Source organism: Amaricoccus tamworthensis (assembly GCF_049800875.1).
Classification (GTDB): domain Bacteria; phylum Pseudomonadota; class Alphaproteobacteria; order Rhodobacterales; family Rhodobacteraceae; genus Amaricoccus; species Amaricoccus tamworthensis.
Genome location: NZ_JBNAFV010000024.1, coordinates 14,923 through 37,500, shown reverse-complemented (window position 1 = coordinate 37,500; position 22,578 = coordinate 14,923). Strand labels below are relative to the sequence as shown.

General features: G+C 57.5%; 23 protein-coding genes, 1 tRNA gene and 2 pseudogenes (1 of these 26 only partly in view). 8 read left to right on the top strand and 18 right to left on the bottom strand.

The annotated features are described in order from the left end of the window. Positions 1–692, bottom strand: partial view of a protein-methionine-sulfoxide reductase catalytic subunit MsrP gene (gene msrP, locus ACP15P_RS21960; protein ID WP_424930610.1) — the 5' portion only. Its footprint begins 241 nt before the window's first position; the window shows 692 of its 933 coding nt (coding positions 1–692); it begins with the start codon at positions 690–692; its stop codon lies beyond the left edge, outside the window. A gap of 383 nt (positions 693–1,075) precedes the next feature. On the opposite strand from msrP, the gene ACP15P_RS21955 reads away from it, so the two are divergent. From ACP15P_RS21955 to ACP15P_RS21935, 5 genes and pseudogenes are all read left to right on the top strand, one after another. Next, positions 1,076–2,479: a helix-turn-helix domain-containing protein gene (locus ACP15P_RS21955; RefSeq protein ID WP_424930609.1), complete on the top strand. Its 1,404-nt coding sequence runs from the start codon at positions 1,076–1,078 to the stop codon at positions 2,477–2,479. A gap of 94 nt (positions 2,480–2,573) precedes the next feature. Continuing rightward, a complete protein-coding gene (locus ACP15P_RS21950) occupies positions 2,574–2,939 on the top strand; it encodes a response regulator transcription factor (protein ID WP_424930608.1) in 366 nt (121 codons plus the stop codon). After that, positions 2,936–3,205: a hypothetical protein gene (locus ACP15P_RS21945; protein WP_424930607.1), complete on the top strand. Its 270-nt coding sequence runs from the start codon at positions 2,936–2,938 to the stop codon at positions 3,203–3,205. Before ACP15P_RS21950 ends, ACP15P_RS21945 begins: the two co-directional genes overlap by 4 nt. Further along, positions 3,202–4,485: pseudogene (locus ACP15P_RS21940) on the top strand (SLC5/6 family protein); the annotation flags it as partial. The gene ACP15P_RS21945 and the pseudogene ACP15P_RS21940, both read left to right, overlap by 4 nt. Positions 4,486–5,070: 585 nt before the next feature. Then, positions 5,071–5,397: pseudogene (locus tag ACP15P_RS21935) on the top strand (sensor histidine kinase); the annotation flags it as partial. A 69-nt stretch (positions 5,398–5,466) separates the two neighbouring features. Here ACP15P_RS21935 and ACP15P_RS21930 read toward each other — a convergent pair. Continuing rightward, the gene (locus tag ACP15P_RS21930) at positions 5,467–5,610 is read right to left on the bottom strand and encodes a hypothetical protein (RefSeq protein ID WP_424930606.1); all 144 of its coding nucleotides are present in this window, start codon (positions 5,608–5,610) and stop codon (positions 5,467–5,469) included. On the opposite strand from ACP15P_RS21930, the gene ACP15P_RS21925 reads away from it, so the two are divergent. Next, positions 5,542–5,937 carry a sensor histidine kinase gene (locus ACP15P_RS21925; RefSeq protein WP_424930613.1) on the top strand — a complete coding sequence of 132 codons (396 nt, stop codon included), beginning with the start codon at positions 5,542–5,544 and terminating at the stop codon, positions 5,935–5,937. The two genes, ACP15P_RS21930 and ACP15P_RS21925, sit on opposite strands and share 69 nt — an antisense overlap. Here ACP15P_RS21925 and ACP15P_RS21920 read toward each other — a convergent pair. Further along, positions 5,896–5,972: transfer RNA gene (locus tag ACP15P_RS21920), tRNA-Arg, on the bottom strand. The genes ACP15P_RS21925 and ACP15P_RS21920 overlap by 42 nt on opposite strands. A 7-nt stretch (positions 5,973–5,979) precedes the next feature. Continuing rightward, positions 5,980–6,291 (bottom strand): ETC complex I subunit, encoded by a 312-nt coding sequence (locus ACP15P_RS21915; RefSeq protein WP_424930605.1) that lies wholly within the window; start codon positions 6,289–6,291, stop codon positions 5,980–5,982. A gap of 331 nt (positions 6,292–6,622) precedes the next feature. On the opposite strand from ACP15P_RS21915, the gene uvrB reads away from it, so the two are divergent. Then, positions 6,623–8,803: an excinuclease ABC subunit UvrB gene (uvrB, locus tag ACP15P_RS21910; protein ID WP_424930604.1), complete on the top strand. Its 2,181-nt coding sequence runs from the start codon at positions 6,623–6,625 to the stop codon at positions 8,801–8,803. A gap of 67 nt (positions 8,804–8,870) precedes the next feature. Here the strand turns inward: uvrB and ACP15P_RS21905 are convergent, their stop codons facing one another. The 3 genes from ACP15P_RS21905 to ACP15P_RS21895 form a co-directional block, all read right to left on the bottom strand. Next, a complete protein-coding gene (locus ACP15P_RS21905; protein WP_424930603.1) occupies positions 8,871–9,719 on the bottom strand; it encodes a fumarylacetoacetate hydrolase family protein in 849 nt (282 codons plus the stop codon). A gap of 14 nt (positions 9,720–9,733) precedes the next feature. Beyond that, positions 9,734–10,471, bottom strand: coding sequence for an SDR family oxidoreductase (locus ACP15P_RS21900; RefSeq protein WP_424930602.1), 738 nt, complete (start codon positions 10,469–10,471; stop codon positions 9,734–9,736). A gap of 184 nt (positions 10,472–10,655) precedes the next feature. Next, positions 10,656–11,222, bottom strand: a complete 567-nt coding sequence (locus ACP15P_RS21895; RefSeq protein WP_424930601.1) for a helix-turn-helix domain-containing protein — start codon at positions 11,220–11,222, stop codon at positions 10,656–10,658. A 115-nt stretch (positions 11,223–11,337) separates the two neighbouring features. Here ACP15P_RS21895 and ACP15P_RS21890 point away from each other — a divergent pair, with 115 nt between their 5' ends. Then, positions 11,338–11,829: a cupin domain-containing protein gene (locus tag ACP15P_RS21890; RefSeq protein WP_424930600.1), complete on the top strand. Its 492-nt coding sequence runs from the start codon at positions 11,338–11,340 to the stop codon at positions 11,827–11,829. A 42-nt stretch (positions 11,830–11,871) separates the two neighbouring features. On the opposite strand, the gene ACP15P_RS21885 is transcribed toward ACP15P_RS21890, so the two are convergent. From ACP15P_RS21885 to ACP15P_RS21835, 11 genes are all read right to left on the bottom strand, one after another. Next, on the bottom strand, positions 11,872–12,621 hold the full coding sequence (locus tag ACP15P_RS21885) for an amino acid ABC transporter ATP-binding protein (RefSeq protein WP_424930612.1): 750 nt from the start codon (positions 12,619–12,621) through the stop codon (positions 11,872–11,874). Positions 12,622–12,685: 64 nt separating this feature from the next. Further along, complete coding sequence (locus tag ACP15P_RS21880) at positions 12,686–13,990, bottom strand: amino acid ABC transporter permease (RefSeq protein WP_424930599.1); 1,305 nt, start codon at positions 13,988–13,990, stop codon at positions 12,686–12,688. A 1-nt stretch (position 13,991) separates the two neighbouring features. Then, complete coding sequence (locus tag ACP15P_RS21875) at positions 13,992–15,251, bottom strand: amino acid ABC transporter permease (protein WP_424930598.1); 1,260 nt, start codon at positions 15,249–15,251, stop codon at positions 13,992–13,994. A gap of 138 nt (positions 15,252–15,389) precedes the next feature. After that, a complete protein-coding gene (locus tag ACP15P_RS21870) occupies positions 15,390–16,406 on the bottom strand; it encodes an amino acid ABC transporter substrate-binding protein (protein WP_424930597.1) in 1,017 nt (338 codons plus the stop codon). A gap of 232 nt (positions 16,407–16,638) precedes the next feature. Continuing rightward, entirely contained in the window at positions 16,639–17,355 is a 717-nt protein-coding gene (locus ACP15P_RS21865) for an ATP12 family chaperone protein (RefSeq protein ID WP_424930596.1), read from the bottom strand. 4 nt (positions 17,356–17,359) lie between these two features. Beyond that, positions 17,360–18,037 carry an HAD-IA family hydrolase gene (locus ACP15P_RS21860; RefSeq protein ID WP_424930595.1) on the bottom strand — a complete coding sequence of 226 codons (678 nt, stop codon included), beginning with the start codon at positions 18,035–18,037 and terminating at the stop codon, positions 17,360–17,362. After that, the gene (locus ACP15P_RS21855; RefSeq protein WP_424930594.1) at positions 18,034–19,077 is read right to left on the bottom strand and encodes an RluA family pseudouridine synthase; all 1,044 of its coding nucleotides are present in this window, start codon (positions 19,075–19,077) and stop codon (positions 18,034–18,036) included. Before ACP15P_RS21855 ends, ACP15P_RS21860 begins: the two co-directional genes overlap by 4 nt. Continuing rightward, positions 19,077–19,475, bottom strand: coding sequence for a fluoride efflux transporter CrcB (crcB, locus tag ACP15P_RS21850; protein ID WP_424930593.1), 399 nt, complete (start codon positions 19,473–19,475; stop codon positions 19,077–19,079). The genes ACP15P_RS21855 and crcB overlap by 1 nt, the downstream gene beginning before the upstream one ends. A 55-nt stretch (positions 19,476–19,530) precedes the next feature. Then, the gene (locus ACP15P_RS21845) at positions 19,531–20,880 is read right to left on the bottom strand and encodes a replication-associated recombination protein A (protein ID WP_424930592.1); all 1,350 of its coding nucleotides are present in this window, start codon (positions 20,878–20,880) and stop codon (positions 19,531–19,533) included. An 89-nt stretch (positions 20,881–20,969) separates the two neighbouring features. After that, complete coding sequence (rplQ, locus tag ACP15P_RS21840; RefSeq protein ID WP_424930591.1) at positions 20,970–21,392, bottom strand: 50S ribosomal protein L17; 423 nt, start codon at positions 21,390–21,392, stop codon at positions 20,970–20,972. A 112-nt stretch (positions 21,393–21,504) separates the two neighbouring features. After that, entirely contained in the window at positions 21,505–22,524 is a 1,020-nt protein-coding gene (locus ACP15P_RS21835; RefSeq protein WP_424930590.1) for a DNA-directed RNA polymerase subunit alpha, read from the bottom strand. Positions 22,525–22,578 lie beyond the last annotated feature (54 nt).

Below are 22,578 nucleotides of genomic sequence, written 5' to 3'. Positions count from 1 at the left end.
ATCGACTTGATGCTCTTGAATCCGTATTTCCACGGCACAACGAGCCGGAGCGGTGCTCCGTTCTGATTGGGCAGAACCTCGCCATACATTCCTACAGCCATGAGTGTCAGGGGGTGCATCGCCTCATCAAGGCGCAGCCCCTCGACATAGGGCCAATCGAGGCTTTGAAACAATCCACGCTGACCCCGCATTTCCTCAGGGCGCACCAGCGTCTCGAACGCGACATATTTCGCCTCGGGTTCGGGCTCGACCCGTGCAAGGAAATCGGACAGCTGGAATCCGACCCAGGGAATGACCATGGACCAACCCTCGACACACCTGAGCCGGTAAATTCGCTCCTCGAGATCGGTTTCCGAATACATGTCCTCCAGCCCGTAGGTACCAGGTTTGCCAACCATGCCATCGACGACAACCGACCAGGGAGACGTGGTCAGCGCATCCGCGTATTTGGCTGGCTCATCCTTCCCAACGCCAAACTCATAGAAGTTGTTGTATGTGGAGGCATGCTCAAACGCGGTGGTCGGCGCATCAACAGCATATTCGCTTTCGGAAAAGCTCAGACCTGAAGCCATGGCCATGCCGCCGGACAATGGAAGGGCGGCGGCACCAGCCATGAATTTCCGTCGATTGAGATAATCAGCTTTCGCAGTGATCTCCGAGTATTTCAGTTTCAGACCTTTGGCGCGGCTCATTTAAGACGTATCCCCAATTCCAACTGCAGGTATCCTTATTCGTACGAGGCCATTCGTTGCACTTAAACGGGTTGTTACAACACATAATCGTCAGCCAAATTCTGATGCGGCAATCAACGCAGCTCCAATTGGCAAGCGGGCTTTGAAGCGACAGTATACCCGACGCAGTTTCGCGTTATTGCAAGCTCCTGCGCTGTGCCGCCACAAACCGCCCGGACATCAACATTGGATTTTCGGCATCACTGCACTCCAAGCCACAGAGACCCGACAAGCTGCTGACTCAATTGAAGCGACCAGTAAATTTATTGTAAAGCGCCGCAATTTCCGTGTAAATTTTTGACCACAGTCGCTGCGTGAAGCGCTTCCGATCCAGGGTTTGTCGAATGTCCAGAACGATTACCGGGCTAAAAATTCGCGAGAAAAGGCGCAGTCTGGGCATCAAACAGAACGAACTTGCGCAGCGCGTTGGAATATCGCCGTCCTACCTCAACCTGATTGAACGTAATAAACGGGGTATCGGCGGCGCCCTCCTAAATGCGATTGGCAGGGAGCTTTCACTCTCGTTCGACGAAATGGACGGCAGCGCTGAACGAAGGCTGCGGGATCAACTGCAGTCCCTGGCCGAGGATCCCCAGATCGGTGCGGATGTCATGGCCGACAACACAATCGACGAAGTTATCGCACGCTATCCAGCCTGGGCAAGAGCCGCGGCCCGCGCCTATCGCGGATTTCAGGACGCGGACTCCGAAGTGGACGCCCTCACCGACCGCCTCGCCCATGACCCGGCGCTTGCGCAGGCGGTTCATGAAATGCTCACCGAGGTAACGGCCCTCCGCTCCACCGCCGAAATTCTCGCGGATCCCCGTGAAATCGAACCGATGCAGCGCAAGCGGTTCGAAAAGATCGTGGATGAGCAGTCGGCCAAACTTGCCCGGTCCTGCGCAGCGCTGGCCAGCTACTTTGATCACACATCTGAGAAACGACGCCCAATGTCTGCGGTCGAGGAGGCGGAGGAATACCTCCATCGAAACAATCCTGCGGCAGAAATAGAAAATGTTGCGGGCAGCCTCACGGATCTTGGAAACAACGATGGCCTCGATCTCGAGACAGTATTGTCACGCAATACGACCACTCCAGTCAGGTTCGAACCGGATTGGGGCAGAAACCGCAGACTGGAGGCGTACGCAATGGCATGGGCCGAGGAGCGGGTGGAAGCGGGTTTGAGTCCCCACCTTACGGAATTGCCCGAGGCCGCGGCAAACGTGGCGAAGGAACGACTGACACTTCAACTGGCCGATGCCGTGAGGCTCCCGAACCAGCGGATGATATTCCTCGGTTCAAACCTGAACTGGGACATCGATGCCCTGACCGCCGCCATGGATGGCGACAGCGGACTGATTTTTCGTCGTATTGCGGCATTGCATCGCGACGGGGCGCCGAGGGCGGGCTGGATATCGACTGATGCATCCGGGAATACCCTGGCGAGAGGCGGCGATCTCGACCTGCTGCCGCGCACGCGGAAACTGGACTGCCCTCTTTGGCCCATTCACCGCTGCATGGTGGGATCATCAACACTTGTACCCGTCGACATTTCCGGAACAGGCGAACGTATCGCCTGCGCCATGGCCCGCTCCGACGGCCTGATCAGGGATATGCTTGTGTTTCCGGCATCGCAATCGCCAAACCCGCCCTCCAACACGATGCCGACCAGAGTTGGATCGTCGTGCCGCATCTGCAGCCACGATCCCTGCGCGAGCAGACGGGAACCTTCAGTAATCAATTTCTGAGCGTTGGCTTGCAATATGCACTGGTGCCGGTCAAATTCAAAAGAAACAGGGCCAATTTAAAAAACAACGGTCCAAACACTGGAGGGGAAACTGTTTGACCACAAAGGTTCTCATAGTCGAGGATGAGCTGAATATTACAGAATCCTTGACTTTTTTACTCTCCCGCGAAGGCTTCGAGGTCACATCCTGCGCTGATGGAGCGGTAGCGATACAATCAGTTGACGATACCGCTCCAGATGTTCTCATTCTGGATGTTATGCTGCCAGGTCTGGATGGCTTTGAAATCATTCGCCGGTTGCGGGCTGATGGAGAGCACCGCAATTTGCCGATTCTGGTACTTTCCGCCAAAGGCCAACGTCGGGATAGAATGACCGCAGAAACCTCCGGAGCGGATATGTTCATGCCGAAGCCCTTCTCAAATTCCGAAGTTGTGGATGCCGTTAAAAAGCTCGCGGGATGACATTCACCGACGAAAAAGATGACTCCAGCGGTTCGGACCAGAAACCCGGTCCCGGCTTTAGGCTGCAAAAAATTCGTGAGGGCGGCTTGATCCTTCCCATCGCCGGTTTTTTCCTTGTAACACCGCCATTCGTTGAACTCTTCATAGCTGACGTGACGATATTCGGCGGACCCTTGATTGGTGTATATCTCTTCGCGGTTTGGGCGGCACTTGTCGTCGCGGCCCTCTGGCTCTCCCGTCACCTGAAAGAAGAACCTGATCAGTGACGGTTGACCCGCCCCTCGCCGGCAACGCCATCGTTGCCGCCGCACTTTGCTACGTTTTTCTGCTGTTCGCCTTCGCCTGGTACGTCGACCAAAAAGCGGCATCGGGGGGCGCGAAATGGCTGCATTCGCCAATCATCTACACACTGTCGCTCTCCGTATACTGCACCGCCTGGACATTTTATGGCGCGGTTGGCTCTGCGGCCCGGTCCGGGGTCGAGTTCATGACAATCTATCTCGGCCCTACCCTAGTGTTTGTCGGATGGTGGTGGTTCATCCGCAAGCTGGTGCGAATCGGCCGCATCCACAGGATCACGTCCATCGCTGACATGATCTCTTCCCGCTACGGCAAATCGGGCAGCCTTGCGGCAATAGCGACGCTGATCGCGGTCATCGCAACGACGCCCTATATCGCTCTGCAGCTTCAGTCCCTGACCACCAGTTTCGAAGTTATAACCGGAACCGGTGCTGAGAACGACGACCGGATCGCATTTTGGGCCGCCGCGATGCTGGCACTGTTCACCATCCTTTTCGGCACCAGATCTCTTGACGAGAATGAACGCCACCACGGTGTGGTCGCTGCGATTGCCGTGGAGTCGGTCGTCAAACTCACGTCATTGATCGCCGTTGGCATTTTCGCAGTCTATGGCATCGCGGGCGGCATTGAACAGACCTTCGCCGATGTGACCGCTGAAAGCTTACGGTTGGAGGAAGCCTTCGGTGCTCGATGGGTAACCCTGCTTTTCCTTTCCGCTTCCGCGATTATCTGCCTGCCGCGTCAGTTTCAGGTAACGGTGGTGGAAAACTCTGACGAACGCCATCTGGCAACGGCTTCGTGGATGTTCCCGCTCTACCTTCTGCTGATATCATTCTTCGTTTTGCCTATCGCAGCCGTAGGAGCAGGCGTCCTTCCCGAAGGATCCAATCCCGACCTGTTCGTCCTGACGCTGCCTCTATCCCAGGGAAACAGCATGCTTACAATGCTGATATTCTTGGGCGGGCTCAGCGCATCGACCTCGATGGTCATCGTCACGACCATCGCCCTGTCCACGATGGTGTCAAACCATATTGTGTCCCCTCTTTCCCTGCGCTTCTTAACGGCAAAGGGTAGCGACCATTCCGGCGACGTTCAGCGTGTCCTGCTCTCTAACCGGCGCATCGCGATCATCGTCATTCTCTCGCTGGGATACATTTATTTCCGAATGTCCGGACGGTCCGAGGCGCTCGCAGCCACCGGACTGATCGCGTTTTGCGGTGTCGCACAATTCCTGCCGCCCCTCCTCGCGGGCATATTTTGGCGCAACGCAACCCGTGCCGGAGCGATATCCGGTCTTGTGGTTGGCTTCCTGATCTGGACCTACGCGTTATATCTTCCGAGTTTCAGCGGAGAAGCCTCCCCATTCCAAAACGTCGTGGAATATGGGCCATTCGGGTTGGCGTTCCTGCGCCCCAACGCGCTTTTCGGCATGGAAGGCAGCGATCCGCTGATCCACGCGACCTGCTGGAGTGTGGGATTGAACACCGCAATTCTGGTGCTCGTATCCCTTCTCACCAGGCTCACTCCACTGGAACGCGTCCAAAGTACACTGTTTGTCGATGTCTTCCGCTCAGAGCCGCTCCAAACCCTAAGCCTGATCCAGTGGTCAGCAGGCTCAAACGACCTTTTCGTACTGGCCAAGCGCATTTTGGGGACTCAGCATGCGACCTGGCTTTTCAACTCCGCAGCCATTGAGCAGGGCAAAACCGATGGGTTGCCGAACGCAACACCGGTGTTCGTATCGCGCCTTGAACGGGAACTTGCCGGATCAGTCGGCGCGGCATCCGCCCACGCCCTCGTTGGCGGCATCGCGGGCGGCGAACGTGTTTCCATGAATGAACTCATCGAAATCGCGGATGAACACGCCAAACTGCGGCGCGCAACGGATGCCCTGAAGGTAAAGAGTGAGGAGGCTGAACAGACCGCGTCGAAACTGCGCAACGCCAACCGCCGACTAAAAGAAATCGACGCGCAAAAAGACGAATTCCTGAGCCATGTCAGTCACGAGTTGCGCACGCCAATGACCTCCGTCCGCTCCTTTGCTGAAATTCTAAAGGACAACCCCGACCTTGACCACGAACGCCGCGCGCACTTTGCGGGTATTATCCAGGCCGAGAGCATCAGACTGACCAAACTGCTGGATGAGATAAGGGACCTGAACTTTCTGGAGGATCAGGACGAGATCCAGACAAGTGAACCAATCGAGGCTCACGCCGTCCTGATGAAATCAGTCGAGATTGCCGTCGCCCCTTTCAAGCACCTGAATGTCGACCTTCGATGGGGTGACCTTGTGCATCCTGTTCTGACAGCCATAGAGGGAGACCGGCTGAGCCAGGTTCTCATCAACCTGACCGCCAACGCCATCCTGCACAATGACAAGAGTTCGAGACGTATCACGGTGAGCAGTTTCCTCTCTGAAGACGGAAAATACTACCGCGTGTCCATCAAAGACAACGGGCCGGGCATTCCGCCGGAACTGACAAAGCGAATTTTTGAACCGTTCTATCGCGGCACATCACACGGATCGGCAGGCCTCGGCCTTCCTATATCCGACAGAATACTGCGCCGATATGGCGGCTCTCTGTCAGTGAAATCCGACGGTACATCCGGGGCTGAATTTATCGTAACGCTTCCGGTCTACCGAAGCGGGGAAGGATGGCGATCCCTTGAGGACTCGAACCCCAAACCTGCTGATTAGAAGTCAGCTGCTCTATCCTGTTGAGCTAAGGGACCAAACGCATCAGTGCGTCCAGGCGGTACGCCGTGTTGCCGCGAAATTGTCGCCATATCCATTGGTACGCAGAATATGAGACCGTTTCTTTGGCTCGAACACCTGATAGGCAATGCCGTGGGACTTTGCATAGTCCTCGGCCGCCTCACGGCTGTCAAACTGAAGCCGAACCTGACTGTTCATGTCACCGGAACCCGTCCAGCCCATGAGTGGATCGACAAACCGCGCTTCCGCGGGCACAAACTCGAGAACCCATTGTCTCGTCTTGGCCTGACCGGACTGCATGGCATTGCGTGCTGGCTGATAGATTCTGGCGTGCATGGCAGGAATGCTCCAATCGGACTATGAGCAGGTTATGGCCAATCAAACCCGCTTGATCAAGTCATCGATTTTTATGGGAGTAAACAGGAGGTAAGCGGGTCGTCAACCGAAGGTGAGGGAGCGAGGGGTGGGGTGGGTGTTCACCTCCGCCTGACGACCACTTTGCTGCTTGCAGAATTTGTTTACTACGATTCGAACGATACACGCAATGGTTTAGTTACCTAAATTTTTCTACACCTTTTCCGAGAGACATTCTTTCTGTTGTGATATTTTTAACCTTGTTGTTGGCTCCGGCCATAATATGTCAGTACCCTTGGGTGAAGGTACGGGAATGACACAGATACCAGTTTTGGATACGCCGACAAAGAACGGCCGGGAAAAACTCGAAGGCGGCAAAAAATTCCGTCTGCACTCCAGTTTTGAACCTGCGGGAGATCAGCCTGCCGCAATAGCGGAACTTGCCGCCGGTATAACCGAGGGCGAACAAAACCAGGTTCTTCTCGGTGCTACCGGTACGGGCAAGACTTTTACGATCGCGAAAGTGATTGAGGCCACTCAGCGCCCGGCCATCGTCCTCGCCCCCAACAAGACCTTGGCCGCGCAGCTGTTCGGCGAGTTCAAGGCTTTTTTCCCCGAAAACTCTGTGGAGTATTTCGTATCCTATTACGACTACTACCAGCCCGAAGCCTATGTCCCGCGCTCCGACACGTTTATTGAAAAGGAATCGCAGATCAATGAGCAGATTGACCGGATGCGTCACTCCGCCACCCGCGCGCTGCTGGAGCGGGATGATGTGATTATCGTTGCGTCCGTATCCTGCATTTACGGCATTGGATCGGTCGAGACCTACACCGCAATGACCCAGGACCTCAAAGTCGGCGAGATCATCGAACAAAGACGCATCATTCAGGGGCTGGTCGAACAGCAGTACCGACGAAACGACAACGCTTTCCAACGCGGCTGTTTTCGGGTTCGTGGCGATTCCCTCGAAATCTGGCCCGCCCACCTTGAGGATCGGGCGTGGCGGCTGAGCTTCTTTGGCGATGAACTTGAGTCGATCCAAGAGATGGATCCCCTGACCGGTGCGAAAACTGACACTCTCGAAAAGGTCAGGGTATACGCGAACAGCCACTACGTGACACCGCGCCCGACGATGCAGCAGGCCATCAAGGGCATTAAGGCGGAACAGAAAACCCGACTCGACCAGCTGATTTCAGAAGGCAAACTTTTGGAAGCACAGCGCCTCGAACAGCGCACCAACTTTGATCTCGAGATGCTCGAGGCGACGGGCGTTTGTAACGGCATTGAAAACTACTCGCGTTATCTCACCGGTCGGGCCCCCGGCGAACCGCCCCCTACCCTGTTTGAGTACATCCCGGACAACGCCATTGTCTTTGCCGACGAGAGCCACGTGTCCGTGCCCCAGATTGGAGGCATGTACCGGGGCGACTACCGGAGAAAGTTCACGCTGGCCGAACACGGGTTCCGCCTTCCATCCTGCATGGACAACCGCCCCTTGAAGTTCGAGGAATGGGACGCAATGCGGCCCCAGTCCGTATTCGTATCTGCCACGCCAGCCGCCTGGGAACTGGAACAGGCCGGAGGTGTCTTCGCGGAGCAGGTGATCCGACCGACCGGTCTGCTCGATCCACCAATCGAAATTCGCCCGGTCGAAATGCAGGTCGACGATCTGCTCGATGAGGTTCGTAAGGTTGCCGCGGCCGGCAACCGGGTTCTTGCCACTACTCTGACCAAGCGGATGGCCGAGGATCTCACCGAATACCTCCACGAACAGGGCATTCGCGTGCGCTACATGCACAGCGATATCGACACCATTGAGCGCATCGAAATCCTTCGGGACCTGCGGCTCGGCGCGTTCGACGTGCTGGTGGGCATCAACCTCCTCCGTGAGGGCCTTGATATCCCCGAATGTGGTCTGGTCGCGATTCTGGACGCCGACAAGGAAGGCTTCCTGCGCTCGGAAACGTCCCTCATTCAGACTGTGGGTCGCGCCGCCCGAAACGTCGATGGTCGCGTGATCATGTATGCCGACCGGATCACCGGGTCGATGGAAAAAGCCATCGGGGAAACGAACCGTCGCCGTGAAAAACAGATCGCCTACAACGACGAGCACGGCATCACGCCCGCGACCATTCGCAAAAATGTCGATGATGTTCTCGACGGACTGTTCCCGGGTGACACCGACCAGGCCCGCATCACGGCCAGGGTCGAAAAACCGATGGTCGGTGCGAACCTTCAGGCGCATCTCGACGCTCTGCGCAAGGACATGCTTAAGGCGGCCGAAAACCTGGAGTTTGAGGAGGCGGCAAGGCTGCGCGACGAGATCAACCGGCTTGAACTGGTGGAACTCACCGTCTCCGACGATCCACTTGCACGGCAATCCGCAGTAGAAGCTGAAACCTCAGCCGCCCAAAAGGCAACCGGGCGCTCCAAGGCAGGCAAAGGCGGAACCCGGGCCTGGCGGGGAAAAAGTCAGAAGAAATTTGGATGAGCAGTAGAGCAAATGGCTTAAGGGGCAGAGCAGCGCAATACCGCTGCTCTGCCATGGAGTTATTTGATCAATCAGGATCGTCGATACATACTTGACGCTGGTCACCAAGTCTGTCGATGCCGAGTTCAATCACGTCCCCGGATTTGAGGTAGGTTGGAGGGTTCATGCCCATGCCAACTCCCGGAGGCGTTCCGGTGGACACGATATCGCCGGGCTCGAGACTCATGAACTGGCTGAGATAGCTCACGCAGAACGCGGCACCGTACACCATCGTTGCGGTCGTGCCCTTCTGCCGGGTTTCGCCGTTCACGGTCAGCCACATGCCCAAATCCTGGGGATCAGCGATTTCGTCGCGCGTCACCAGCCAGGGGCCGATCGGGCCAAAATTGTCGCAGGATTTGCCTTTGGTCCACTGACCGGATCGCTCAGCCTGAAATGCGCGCTCGGACACGTCATTGGTGAGGCAGTATCCCGCGATGCAGTCCAGAGCTTCCTCCTCGGAGACGTATTTGGTGCGCTTGCCGATGACGACGCCGAGTTCAACCTCCCAGTCGGTCTTTTCCGACCCGCGCGGAATGATGACCGGATCGTTCGGGCCGCAAATGGCGCTGGTGGCCTTCATGAAGATGATGGGCTCGGGCGGAACCTCCATGCCGGATTCAGCGGCGTGGTCAGAATAGTTCAGGCCAATGCAGATGAATTTTCCGGTTCCAGCAACGCAGGGTCCCAGACGCACGGACGGATCCACCTCTGGAAGAACCGACGGATCAAGCGACCGCAGCCGTGCCAGGCCACCGTCGGATAGTGTCGTGCCGGAGATGTCACCAACGAGGCCGGAAAGATCGCGGATGGTGCCAGTATCGTCCAACATGCCTGGTCTCTCAAACCCGGCATTTCCAAATCGCAGTAGTTTCATTCAGTTTCTCCCTGTCAGGTATTGGCCCAGCCGCCGTCGATCACATGAGCGACCCCGGTGGTAAATGCGGATTCGTCAGAAGCGAGGTAAACCGCCAGCGCGGCAATCTCCTCGGCCTGTCCCAGCCGACCCATGGGCTGTCGGCTGACGAATGCGGCTTTGGCTGCTTCATAGTCACCCTGGGCGCGCATCCGATCGTCAAGCGACGGGCTCTGCACGGTGCCAGGGCAGATGGCATTACAGCGGATGCCCTTGGTTACAAAATCCGCGGCAACGGATTTTGTCATGCCAATCACTCCCGCTTTTGTCGCGCCGTAGACAAACCGGTTCGGCGCGGCAATGACGGAGGATGCGACGGACGATATGTTGATGATCGATCCCCTCTCCCGGGCGACCATTCCAGGCAGAAAGGCGCGCATCATCCAAAACATCGCCTTCATGTTCAGATTGCACGAAAAATCCCATTGGTCATCGTCGCAGTCGAGGATCGTGCCACCAGCGACAAATCCTGCGCAGTTGAACAGAACATCCACATCGCCAACACTGTCGCACGTCGCAATGATCGCATCATGGTCGAGGACATCAAGCGTATCGGTCTCAAGTCCGTCCGTCTGCAGCTCGGTCAGTCCGTCCGGACGAAGATCGGTAGCGATAACCCGCGCGCCCTCCCGATGCATGGCCAGCGCCGTGGCGCGACCTATGCCCTGACCGGCAGCCGTGACCAGGCAGGTTTTCCCCTGAAGTCGGTTCATTCTTCCCCCAAGAATATGATTATGGCCCCTTTCAGAAGCGGCCTTTGGATCGGGCGGATCATTTCACAAATGCTTGAGGGAAGTCCATGCCAACAGTACCGCATTTTCGCGCAAACTGTTTCGCAAACCTCACAAAATGGACCAGCGGCCACCAGACCGCTTTTTCCCAAGCGGATCCGCCGCTTTAATAGACCGGCGGGGAAATTACCCAGACGGTCGTTGCGGTTTCACTGTAAGGATTCGCCCAGCGCAGTCGCTCATTTTTGACGCGGAAGCTGTCACCGGCACCGACCGTAAATTGCGCCTCTCCAATCCACACATCCAGCTTTCCCGAAACCATATACACGACCTCCTGAGTTGGTCGAACACGGCCGTCCATCATTTTCGCTCCGGGCGAAAAACTGGAATGGATCACCTCGAAACTGTCCGTCAGATCGGGAGACAGCAGTTCCTCCACAAATCCTTCCGTTCCCTCCCCGATCCTCCGACGCCCCGCAGCCCGAACAATGCGCCCCTCTTCTCCAGATGGGACGACGGCCGATCCGAAAAACAGGGACATTGGCACCTGGTAAAGTTCCGCAAATTCACGCAGGGCCGAAATCTCCGGATTGGAAATGTCGCGCTCAACCTGGCTGATCCACCCCACCGATTTTCCCAGTGCTTTGGCAACGGCCTCCAACGTCATTCCGCGCGATTTTCGAAGCGCCCGCAGATCGCGACCAAGGGTGGAGGTGGGAGAGTCGACGTTCATGGGTGCCTTTGCCTCAAGAGTCAGCCATAATTCTCGTGAGACTCCCGTGAAAAGTCAAACCGATATTTCACGTGGCGATGCAGGCAAAGCATGAAAAACTCAGGAGCCACCGTACATGGATGACGAAAAATACCATGTCTCTCGCGAGGAGATCGCCGCGATGGACGGAGTTAAAAAAACCCACTTTCTTAATCCGAATGCAAAACGAACAAACAAATCCCTCGGTGACCTGACCGGCATCACCGGCTTCGGCTTTCACATCATCGAAGTCGAACCGGGCCATGAAACCACCGAATACCACCGCCATTTCCATGAGGACGAGTGCGTTTTCGTCCTTGAGGGCACGGCCACCGCAATTATCGGAAACGAGCAGATCCCTGTCGAACCGGGGGATTTCATAGGTTATCGCAAGGGCGGTCTGGCCCACACAATCCGCAATATCGGACCACAAACTCTGCGCTGTATCGTCGTAGGAGAGCGCTTGCCGCACGACGTTGGAGAGTATCCGAACAAAGGTAAGCGAATTTACCGCAACAAAGGGCTGCCCTGGTCAGTCGTGGATCTGGACCGAATTGAGGAACCGGGCGGCAATGTCGGCAAAAAGTAGTGGCTCCGTCTCCTTTTCAAATGGGAGACGGAGCCTGCCTTCCTAATGGCCGAGGATCTGACTGAGGAACAGTTGAGTACGTTCGGACCGGGGGTTGTTGAAGAACTCTTCCGGTTCGTTTTGCTCCACGATCTGACCGGCATCCATAAAGATGACGCGGTTGGCCACCTGCCGTGCGAAGCCCATCTCATGGGTTACGCAGAGCATCGTCATGCCCTCCTCCGCCAGTTCGATCATTGTCTCAAGCACTTCCTTGATCATCTCGGGATCGAGGGCTGATGTCGGCTCGTCAAAAAGCATGATCCGCGGCATCATGCAGAGCGACCGGGCAATCGCCACACGCTGCTGCTGTCCGCCCGAAAGCTGACCCGGGTATTTGCTCGCCTGTTCCGGAATTTTCACCTTTTCGAGGAAGTGCATAGCACGCTCCTCGGCTTCCTTGCGGGGTGTTTTGCGCACCCAGATCGGCGCCAGGGTGCAGTTTTCCAGAATGGTCAGATGCGGAAACAGGTTGAAGTGCTGGAACACCATGCCAACCTCGGACCGGATCCGATCAATGTTTTTTAGATCGGAAGTCAGCTCCGTCCCGTCGACCACAATCTTCCCCTGCTGGTGTTCCTCCAGCCGGTTGATGCACCGGATCAGGGTGGATTTACCTGACCCGGACGGGCCACAGATAACGATCCGCTCCCCGCGGTTGACGGTCAGATTGATGTCGCGAAGAACATGGAACTGACCGTACCACTTGTTCATTCCGACAATTTCAATCGCGACCTCGTCAGAGACCTGCATCTGCGACCGGTTAACTTCCCGGTTGGCAACGGATGTGGGTGCTGTTTCGGACATGTTGTGGCTCCTAGCGATGGCCGGTCTGAAGCTTGCGCTCCAGATACATGGAATAACGTGACATGGAGAAGCAGAAGATAAAGAACATCAGCGCGATAAAGCCGTAAAGCTCCCACACGATACCGTTCCAGTCCTGATCCGCCCGAATGGCGTTGCTCAGCCCCAACGGATCGAGAAGGCCGATGATCGACACAAGCGTTGTGTCCTTAAACACGCCGATAAACGTTGAAACGATTCCTGGAATCGAAATTTTGAGGGCCTGCGGCATAATGATGAGCCGCTGGGCCTTCCAGTAGTCGAGACCCAGTGCATCCGCCGCCTCATATTGTCCGGTCGGCAGCGCCGCGAGGCCGCCGCGGATCACCTCAGCCATATAGGCGGAGGCAAACAACGTCACCATGATCATCACGCGCAGAATGATGTCGAAGTTCGTGCCCGGCGGCATGAAGATATTTAATAGCGTCGATGCCACAAACAGGAGCGTAATAAGCGGCACACCACGGATGAACTCGATGAACCCGACGCAGAGCGATTTCACGATGAACAGATCCGACTGACGTCCCAGTGCAAGAACAATCCCAAGAGGCAGCGACGCCCCAATGGCAACGACCCCAATTGTGATTGAGAGCATGAAGCCGCCAAAGTTGCGGCTCTCAACCGCCTCAATGCCGAGAGGAATGATTGAAGTCAGAAGACCTGCGACCGGGCCGGCGAGGAAAATCCACCAGATGACTGGAGCTAATGCTGCGCAGATCACTCCAATTAGCGGCCCGAAGGCGCCGGAAACGAACCGGTACGCGAAAAAGCCGATCGCAAAACCGGCCATTGCCACTAGAGGATTCCAGATCGCACCACCCCAAAGCAGCCAAGCGCCAAGAAATGGGAACACGGCGGTCAGATACAGGAGCTTCCGCGGCGCCCAGGTGAACAGGACCGGGGCAATCGCCGCAAGCAGAAGCAGAAAGGTCAACACCGGACGCCAGCGCAACTCAACCGGATAGAACCCAAAGATAAGCTGGCTGAACCGTTCCCGGATGACTCCCCAGCAGGCACCGCCATGTGCGCCCTCCACTCCGGTCGCCGCGAAAATCTCGCGGCACTGGCTGAGGGATTCTGCCTCCCAGGTTGACTGAAACGCCCAGGAGAAGAAAACGGCCAGCACCTGATAGATCGCCACGAGCGTGATCACCGTCATGACTGAATTGGCAACCGATGAGAAAAGGTTCTCCCGCAGCCAGCCCACCGGCCCTGTCGTAGACAGGGGCGGCGCTTTTTCAGGCAGCATTTCGGAACGGACAAAAGATACGTCGGTCATCTCAGCGCTCCTTCAGCTTGACGGAATTGTTGTAGAAGTTCATCGCAGCCGAAATGGACAGCGAAATCATCAGGTAGACGAGCATTCCCATCAACACCGTCTCAAGCTCACGCCCGGTCTGGTTGAGCGTGATTCCCATCAGTGTACCGGTCAGATCCATGTACCCCACCGCAATTGCGAGCGACGAGTTTTTGGTCAGGTTGAGATACTGGGAAATCAGCGGCGGAATGATAACGCGTAGTGCCTGAGGCAGGATCACGAGGTTCATGGTCCGGTTTGGACGCAGCCCCAGTGCCGCCGCCGCCTCGGATTGGCCCTTGGAAATCGCCATGATCCCGGCCCGCACGATCTCCGCAATGAATGCGGCAGTATAGAGTGACAGAGCCAGCCAAAGCGCGATCAGCGAATTACGCAGGTGCGTGCCCCCCTGGAAGTTAAACCCCTTCAGCGCAGGATAGCCAAGGTGAAAACCAAGCGCGACCAGCACAATCAACAATGGTACGAAAATCAAACCGAGCCGGAGATACCAGGTCGTAGGGCGGTCGCCAGTCGTCTCCTGTATCCGGTCCGCGCGCAGCTTCACTCGGTGCGCCGCATAGATCCCGCCGGCCAGCACGATCAGAATCGCCATCAAATCGAGGCTGATCTCAATAGCGCCGCCAAACATTGGTACGTCGCCCAACCCTCGGCTGAACAACGGCTCCGGAATATACACCCCGCGGTTGGTCACGGCCACTGTATCATATAGCATCAAGGACGCCTCAGGGTTCTCACCCCGAAAGGCTCGCGGCGCGGGCAGCGTCTCGATCAGGATCGCCATGATAAAAACGATCCACAAAAGCACCGGTACGTTACGGAAGAACTCGACGTAAACGGTCATCACCCGTGCAACCAGCCAGTTGTTCGACAGGCGCAGAACACCAATGATCACACCGAGAATGGTTGCCGCGATGCAGCCCAGCACCGCAACCAGCAGGGTATTCAATAGACCAAGTACAGCCGCCCGCCAGTGGCTGTCCTGAGAATCGTATTCCAGAAGGCGCTGGTTGATGTCGTATCCCGCTGGTTCGGACAGGAAAGTAAAATCAATCGGTTTGCCAAGCGCGCTGAGGTTTTGGAGAGTGTTGTTGACCAACCAACCGATCAGCAGCAGGAACCCTATCAGGGCAACCGTCTGGATCGTGAGCGACCGGTAACGGGAATCGTAAATCAGCATACTCAGGCGGAATCGCCCGGATGGTACATCGGCGGAAGTCGTCATCTGGAGTGCCCCTGTCTGGACTTTCAGCTCCGCTGGCGTGCTACCCTCTTGTGGGGTTCTTAATGCCAGGAACCACGTTTTCGCATGACTGCGTAAACGAATTCAGGGGCGCCAACCGGCGCCCCTGAGAAATCCGTCTTAGCGGAAGGGCGGTGCGTAAAGCAGACCACCATCCGTCCACTGGGCGTTCAGACCACGCGCCAAGTTGACGGCTGTACCCTCACCGAGGAACTCGGCGAAGATCTCGCCATAGTTGCCGCCAGCGGCAATGGCGTTTTTGGCCCAATCGGCCTCAAGCCCCATCATCTCACCAAGGTTACCCTCTGTACCGAGCAGACGGTTAATTTCCGGATTGTCCGTACCGGCGGCCATTTCCTCGAGGTTGCCGGTATTCACGCCAAGCTCCTCAGCCGCGACCAGGGCATTAATGCTCCAGCGGACAACGTCGGCCCACTGGTCATCGCCGTGACGCACGAGCGGCCCAAGCGGTTCCTTGGAAATGATTTCCGGAAGGATCGTATGAGCAGCCGGATCCTCAAAGGTGGCACGGGTTGCCGCCAGACCTGACGCGTCGGTGGTATATGCGTCACAGGCACCGGCAAGATACTGCTGCTGTGCTTCGGCGTTGGTTTCGATCGGAACCGGCTCGTAGCTGATGTTGTTGGCGCGGAAGAAGTCGGCCAGGTTCAGCTCGGTCGTGGTTCCGGTCTGAATGCAGATGGTCGCGCCATCGAGTTCGGTAGCTGAACCCACACCCAGATCATTGCTCACGATGAAGCCCTGACCATCGTAGTAGTTCACGCCAACGAAAGTGAACTTGAGGTCCACGTCACGGCTGAAGGTCCAGGTCGTGTTGCGCGAGAGCAGGTCGATTTCGCCGGAGGCCAGCGACGTGAACCGGGTTTTACCGGTCAAGGGCGTGTACTCAACGGCATCCGGATCACCCAGAACAGCAGCTGCGACCGCGCGGCACACGGCTACGTCAAAACCGCTCCAGTTGCCTTCCGCGTCCGGTGCGGCGAAGCCGACCAGACCAGTGTTCACTCCGCAGTTCAGGTTTCCGCGTGCCTTGACGTCATCAAGGGTCGCGGCGGCCGCAACTCCACCAAGCGCCATGGTGGCCACTGCGGTTCCGGCGAACAGTAAATGTTTCATGGATAGCCTTTTTTCCCTGTTAACATTCCAGAATCGGAACATCATCGATTTACGGGCACGTCTTGACGACTGTTGTTCTGCCCTAAGTGGGCAGCAGACTTGTTGGGAAAATCGCAAACGTCAACCCTGACGGGGGGTCGCTGTTAACCAATCAGTAAAAAAACTGGTAAATTTTACGCACATTATCCGCAGCGGCCAACAAAGTCGCACACGGGCTCGGCACCCGTTAAGGTCATGCCTCGTTGTTGCACAGTTTCAGCAATTCAGCCGCCCGCAGGAATGACGAACGTTTCGCCTGGGCCAGCTCATCAGCCTCGGCATCACGCCCCCACTGCTCGGCCTGCCAGGTCTCGTCCACACGGGACAAATCCCACGCCTCGCCCGCAACCAGCGCACCGCGCGACACGGCCAGCCCGAGAACCAGTGAGCCTGACAGGGTGACCAGCTCATAAAGCGCGGCCAGCGGCACAGGCTCATGATCCGCAACCGCAGCCCGCAACGCCGCAAGGCTCTCTGCCGGCTGATCCTGATGCATCACGCCCTCAACCGCATAGAGCGGCGCCGACAGATCGCTTCGCGCCCATGCAAGCCAGGGGTCCCAGGCGTCCCGCTGGCGCAGGCAAAGCCCTTCGGGATCAGAGGTGCGATAACAGATGAGGTCGTTTCCGCCGTATTCAGCAACCATTTCCACCACCGGCTCAGCCTCATCCTGCAACCGGTCCAACGCGACGTTGACATACCGCGTGTATGGCAGCTTTTCAGGGTCAATTTCCTCGTCGAGCGCCCGCCATTCTTCGGCAACAGCCTCGGCGAGAGGTTTCTGGGCCACCATCAGGTCTCGTTTCGCCGGCGTCTTCACTGCCCTGCCGTCAAGTTCAACCCGGTACAGGCCGTTTTCCTCGCGGATCGAAACCTCTTTCCAGAACCGCTTGCGTGCCGCAAAACTCATTGGATCAGCTCCAGAACCCGTTCAGGACCTCTTCGAGATCCGCAAAATCGTCAATAATCACATCCGGAGCCGCCTGCTCCAACCTCGCACGGGGATGATATCCCCAGGAAACACCTACCGTCCGCACCCCGGCGGCGCGCCCCATTTCCATGTCATAGGTCGTGTCCCCAACCATGACCGCCCGCGCAGGGTCGCAGCCCGCATCACTCAGAGCCTGCTGAACCATCGCCGGATGCGGCTTTGAAGGATGCAGGTCAGCCGTTTGCAGCGTGTGGAAATACGGAGCCAGCCCATGTTTCCCAAAGGTATGGTCAAGCCCCCGCCGCGCCTTGCCGGTCGCAACGCCAAGCAGTGTCCACGGATCAGAATGAAGCCTTGTAATCGCATCCATCGCGCCGGGATAAAGCGGCGCACCGCTGTCGTGGCGGCCGCTGGCCCGGTCCGCCAGAAAACTGTTACGATAGTACTCGGCCAACTCCTCGGTTTCTTCCGGTGACAGATCCGGCACCAGCGCCTGCATCGCCTGCGGCAGTGACAGCCCAACGATGGACAAAACATCCTCCCGGCTTGGCTGTGCCCGACCTGCCCTGTCAAACGCCCAGGCCATCGACGCCAGTATTTCGTTCTGGCTGTCGATCAGGGTGCCGTCCATGTCAAAAATCACAAGGCGTGGTTCGCTCATTCCAGGTCCTCAAATGGGTCGGTGCCGGGGTCGATGCTGTCCCAGCCAAACAACTCCCAGGTCCGCGCCATATGCTCCGGCAGTGGTGCTGTCAGAACCAGACGCGCTCCGGTTCGCGGATGCGTCAGCGTCAAGGACCGGGCGTGCAGGTGCATCTTGCGGCTGACACTCCCGCCCAGCTGCGCCCCCCATCCATCGCCCTCATTCTCCTGCGAGTTGGTCCCGTATTTTCCGTCGCCGACCACCGGATGCCCGATCTCAGCCATATGTGCACGAAGCTGATGGGTCCGGCCCGTAATCGGACTGAGCGCAACCCACGCCGCACGCTGCGCCGCGCCATCTATCACCATGTAGTCACTGGTGGCACGCTTGGCGCCGGGCGTGTCATCAATCTCTGACGGGGCGACGCAGATCATCTTTTCACCGGCACCGCCCGGACCATGGCCCGCTGCTTTGACCAGGCCATACCTAATGGTCCCAGCCCGTGGGCTCGGCATCCCGGCAACCGCGGCCCAGTAGATCTTGCGTGTATTTTTCGACTGGAACGCCCGCGTCAGATCGGCTGCGGCCTTTGCCGACCGCGCCATGATAATGACACCGGACGTGTCCCGGTCAAGACGATGCACCAGACGCGGTTTCTCATCCCGGTCAAAGCGCAATCCATTCGACAGCATATCAAGATGACGCGTCTGGCCCGATCCCCCCTGAACGGCCAGTCCAGGCGGTTTGTTAAGCGCAATGATATCGTCGTCACGGAAAATCACGAGCGACCGGACAAACTCCACGTCCTGCTCCGACAGCACCGGGACCGGCGCGGTTCGTTTCTGCGCTGCATCGGGCAAAGGTGGCAGGCGCAGGGTCTGCCCCTCGGCCAAACGGCTGTTGGCCCGGACCCTGCCGCCATCGAGCCTGATATCACCCTTGCGGCAAAGCTTTTCGACCTGGCCCTGGGTGACATGCGGATTGAAACGCTTCAGCCAGCGGTCAAGCCTCTGCCCCTCTGCGTCGCCATCAAGGACGATTTTCTGTACCCTGCTCATCAGATCGACCCGCTTCGCATCAACATCACCGGCATCATGAGTGCCAGAAACCCAAGCACCACCGAGACCACCACATAGGTCAGCGCCAAATCAAACCGTCCACGCTCAACCATAAGAAACGTCTCGAGCGAAAATGCCGAAAACGTCGTGAAACCACCCAGAATGCCCGTCATCATAAACGGCCCCCAGTGCTGCAGCCCATATTCAGGCCGTCGCAGCACAATGACCGCAGCCAGCCCCATCAGAAGGGATCCAACCACATTCACGGCCAAGGTCCCCCAGGGAAAACCGGTGCCCAAATTCCGCACGGACCAGGCTCCGACCAGATAACGGGCCGAGGCCCCTATGGCCCCACCTGCGGCGACCTGAAGGATCAATGACATTCGCGTTTCTTTCATTCGGTATCCCGCGCCGTAAATGCCCCGACGCGGGTTTTGTCAAGGCAACCGGCTCTCAGTCCTGCGACCGCTCCCCGGCCTTTGCGCGGAGTTTCGCGAAATACTGGAGCCGCTTGCGCATCTCCCGTTCCTCTCCGCGCTCGATGGGATCGTAGTAGCTCTCCCGCTCCATGCCGTCCGGAAAATAATTCTGCCCGGAAAACCCGTGCTCCGTGTCATGGTCATAGACGTACCCGGACCCGAACCCTTCCTTCTTCATCCAAGTTGTCGGCGCGTTCAGGATATGATTCGGCGGTGGCTGGGACCCGGTAGATTTCGCCGAGGACATGGCCGCCTTGTATGCGACATAGGCGGCGTTGGACTTCGGCGCCAGTGCCAGGTAGACAAGCGCCTGCGCCAGGGCCAATTCCCCCTCGGGCGAACCAAGCCGCTCATAGGTCTGCCACCCTTCCAAGCAAACCGTCTGCGCCCTTGGATCGGCCAAACCAATATCCTCGACAGCCATGCGAAGAATACGTCGCGCCAGATACCGCGGGTCCTCACCGCCCTGCAGCATACGTGCAAACCAGTAGAGAGCCGCATCCGGATCGGAACCACGCACCGATTTATGCAAAGCGGAAATCAGATTGTAGTGCCCGTCACCGGATTTGTCGTACTGAGCCGCACGCCGCGATACGCGTTGAACCAACGAGGGGCCGTCCAGAACCTCTCCCTGCACCGTCGCAATCTGCTCCACAAGATTGAGCAGCGCACGCCCATCGCCGTCGGCCATCGAGATCAAATCGTCACGCGCGCCGTCGGTCAGCGGCAAATTCCGGCCCAGTTCTGTCTCCGCCCGTTCAACCAGTTTCTTTAACGCATCATCTTCAAGGCGCCTCAGCGTCAAAACCTGCGACCGCGACAGAAGCGCCCTGTTCAGTTCGAACGACGGGTTTTCAGTCGTCGCACCAACCAGAATGATCGTGCCGTTTTCCATTAACGGCAAAAACGCATCCTGCTGCGCCTTGTTGAATCGGTGTATCTCATCAACGAAGAGCAGCGTACCCGATCCGTTTTCATGCCGGGTCCGCGCCGCATCAAAAATCTTCCGCAACTCGGCAACGCCCGAGAAAATCGCGCTGATCTGAACAAATTTTAGATTGGTCGCATCCGCCAGTAGACGTGCAATCGTGGTTTTGCCGACACCCGGCGGCCCCCAGAATATGACCGAACCCAAACTTCCAGACTCAAGCATGGCGGTAAGGGTGCCATCCGGCCCAAGAATATGCTCCTGCCCAAACACCTCGGACAGACCGCCGGGCCGGATACGGTCCGCCAACGGCCGCGGACCGGCCGGTCGCGCCTCACCCTTTGCGGATCGCGTTGCCACCTCTTTTGGTGGGTCAGTGTCAAAAAGATCGGCCATCAGGAATACATATTCCAGTTCATCAAAAGCAAAAACCCCGGATCACATGATCCGGGGCCTTCAAAATCCTCGCGGGAATCATCCTGCTATCAGGCGTCCGCGGAAGCTTCCTCAGCCTCAAGGCGGGCTTTGTCGGCGGCACCCTTGGCAGCCGGGTCACGGTCCACCAGTTCGATGATCGCCATCGGAGCCTGGTCGCCATAACGGAAACCGGCTTTCAGAACGCGGGAGTATCCGCCCTGACGGTCTTTGTAACGCTCACCCAGAACGTCAAACAGTTTCGCAACCGCCGCATCCTGTTTGATCTGCGCAGCCGCCAAACGGCGGGCGTGCAGGTCACCACGTTTGCCGAGCGTGATCAGCTTTTCGATGATCCGGCGAAGTTCCTTCGCTTTCGGCAGGGTGGTTTTGATCTGTTCGTGCTCAATGAGGCTCGAAGCCATGTTTGCGAACATCGCCTTGCGATGCTCGTGGGTACGGTTGAGCTTGCGGTATCCATTTCCGTGACGCATTTCAGTCTCCTAAAGTCTTTATGCTTTGTCCGGCGGTCCCTGCGTAGTGGACCACTCTCCTTGGGGCGGGATTGCCCGGAAGTCAGGGGGCCCGCAGGCCCCCAATGTTCTATCAGAACTGGTCTTCGTAGTTCTTGGCCAGATCCTCAATGTTCTCGGGCGGCCAATCGACGATTTCCATACCGAGGTGCAGACCCATGGCGGTCAGGACCTCCTTGATCTCGTTCAGCGACTTGCGACCGAAGTTCGGTGTGCGCAGCATCTCCGCCTCGGTTTTCTGAATCAGATCACCGATGTAGACAATGTTGTCGTTTTTCAGGCAGTTGGCCGAACGAACGGACAGTTCAAGCTCATCAACCTTCTTCAGCAGAAGCGGGTTGAACTCGAGATCATCCTGCTCATCCTGGCGCGTACCGGCTTCCGGCTCGTCGAAGTTGACGAATACCGACAGCTGATCCTGCAGAATGCGGGCCGCGAAAGCGATCGCGTCATCCGGGTTGATGGAACCGTCGGTTTCCACATTCAGCATCAGCTTGTCGTAGTCGAGAACCTGACCCTCACGCGTCGGCTCAACCTTGTACGACACCTTCTTGATGGGCGAGTACAGGGCATCAACCGAGATAAGTCCAATCGGCGCATCTTCCGGGCGGTTGCGGTCGGCGGGGACATAGCCCTTACCGGTTTCAACCGTCAGTTCCATGAACAGCGAGGCACCGTCGTCGAGGTGACAGATCACGTGATCCCGGTTCAGAATCTCGATGCCTGCTGTTTCGGTGATGTCGCCTGCGGTAACCACGCCAGGTCCAGTTGCCCGCACCTCAAGACGCTTCGGTCCCTCGACCTCCATCTTAACGGCAACGCCTTTGAGGTTCAGAACCATGTCGGTCACATCCTCACGGACACCGGCCACGGAAGAGAACTCGTGCAGAACGCCGTCAATCTGAACGGAAGTGATGGCCGCACCCTGAAGGGAGGACATCAGCACCCGGCGCAGGGCATTACCCAGCGTCAGACCAAAGCCACGCTCAAGAGGTTCGGCGATTGCGGTGGCCTGGCGGTCCGGATCGGCACCAGGTTTAATTTCAAGAGCTACCGGACGGATGAGCTCCTGCCAGTTCTTATGGATCGTCATTATTGCGGCCTCCATTCCTGTTCACTCACCGGATCCCGTGGCGGGCGAACTCCC

Excerpts from the sequence above, each read along its gene's own strand:
- ACP15P_RS21875 (WP_424930598.1), bottom strand. The coding sequence starts at position 15,251 with ATGACGACTTCCGCCGATGTACCATCCGGGCGATTCCGCCTGAGTATG.
- ACP15P_RS21865 (WP_424930596.1), bottom strand. The coding sequence starts at position 17,355 with ATGAGTTTTGCGGCACGCAAGCGGTTCTGGAAAGAGGTTTCGATCCGC.
- uvrB (WP_424930604.1), top strand. The coding sequence starts at position 6,623 with ATGACACAGATACCAGTTTTGGATACGCCGACAAAGAACGGCCGGGAA.
- ACP15P_RS21945 (WP_424930607.1), top strand. The coding sequence starts at position 2,936 with ATGACATTCACCGACGAAAAAGATGACTCCAGCGGTTCGGACCAGAAA.
- ACP15P_RS21845 (WP_424930592.1), bottom strand. The coding sequence starts at position 20,880 with ATGGCCGATCTTTTTGACACTGACCCACCAAAAGAGGTGGCAACGCGA.
- rplQ (WP_424930591.1), bottom strand. The coding sequence starts at position 21,392 with ATGCGTCACGGAAATGGATACCGCAAGCTCAACCGTACCCACGAGCAT.
- crcB (WP_424930593.1), bottom strand. The coding sequence starts at position 19,475 with ATGAAAGAAACGCGAATGTCATTGATCCTTCAGGTCGCCGCAGGTGGG.
- ACP15P_RS21895 (WP_424930601.1), bottom strand. The coding sequence starts at position 11,222 with ATGAACGTCGACTCTCCCACCTCCACCCTTGGTCGCGATCTGCGGGCG.
- ACP15P_RS21905 (WP_424930603.1), bottom strand. The coding sequence starts at position 9,719 with ATGAAACTACTGCGATTTGGAAATGCCGGGTTTGAGAGACCAGGCATG.
- ACP15P_RS21855 (WP_424930594.1), bottom strand. The coding sequence starts at position 19,077 with ATGAGCAGGGTACAGAAAATCGTCCTTGATGGCGACGCAGAGGGGCAG.
- ACP15P_RS21870 (WP_424930597.1), bottom strand. The coding sequence starts at position 16,406 with ATGAAACATTTACTGTTCGCCGGAACCGCAGTGGCCACCATGGCGCTT.
- ACP15P_RS21860 (WP_424930595.1), bottom strand. The coding sequence starts at position 18,037 with ATGAGCGAACCACGCCTTGTGATTTTTGACATGGACGGCACCCTGATC.
- ACP15P_RS21835 (WP_424930590.1), bottom strand. The coding sequence starts at position 22,524 with ATGACGATCCATAAGAACTGGCAGGAGCTCATCCGTCCGGTAGCTCTT.
- ACP15P_RS21880 (WP_424930599.1), bottom strand. The coding sequence starts at position 13,990 with ATGACCGACGTATCTTTTGTCCGTTCCGAAATGCTGCCTGAAAAAGCG.
- ACP15P_RS21885 (WP_424930612.1), bottom strand. The coding sequence starts at position 12,621 with ATGCAGGTCTCTGACGAGGTCGCGATTGAAATTGTCGGAATGAACAAG.
- ACP15P_RS21900 (WP_424930602.1), bottom strand. The coding sequence starts at position 10,471 with ATGAACCGACTTCAGGGGAAAACCTGCCTGGTCACGGCTGCCGGTCAG.
- ACP15P_RS21955 (WP_424930609.1), top strand. The coding sequence starts at position 1,076 with ATGTCCAGAACGATTACCGGGCTAAAAATTCGCGAGAAAAGGCGCAGT.
- ACP15P_RS21915 (WP_424930605.1), bottom strand. The coding sequence starts at position 6,291 with ATGCACGCCAGAATCTATCAGCCAGCACGCAATGCCATGCAGTCCGGT.
- ACP15P_RS21890 (WP_424930600.1), top strand. The coding sequence starts at position 11,338 with ATGGATGACGAAAAATACCATGTCTCTCGCGAGGAGATCGCCGCGATG.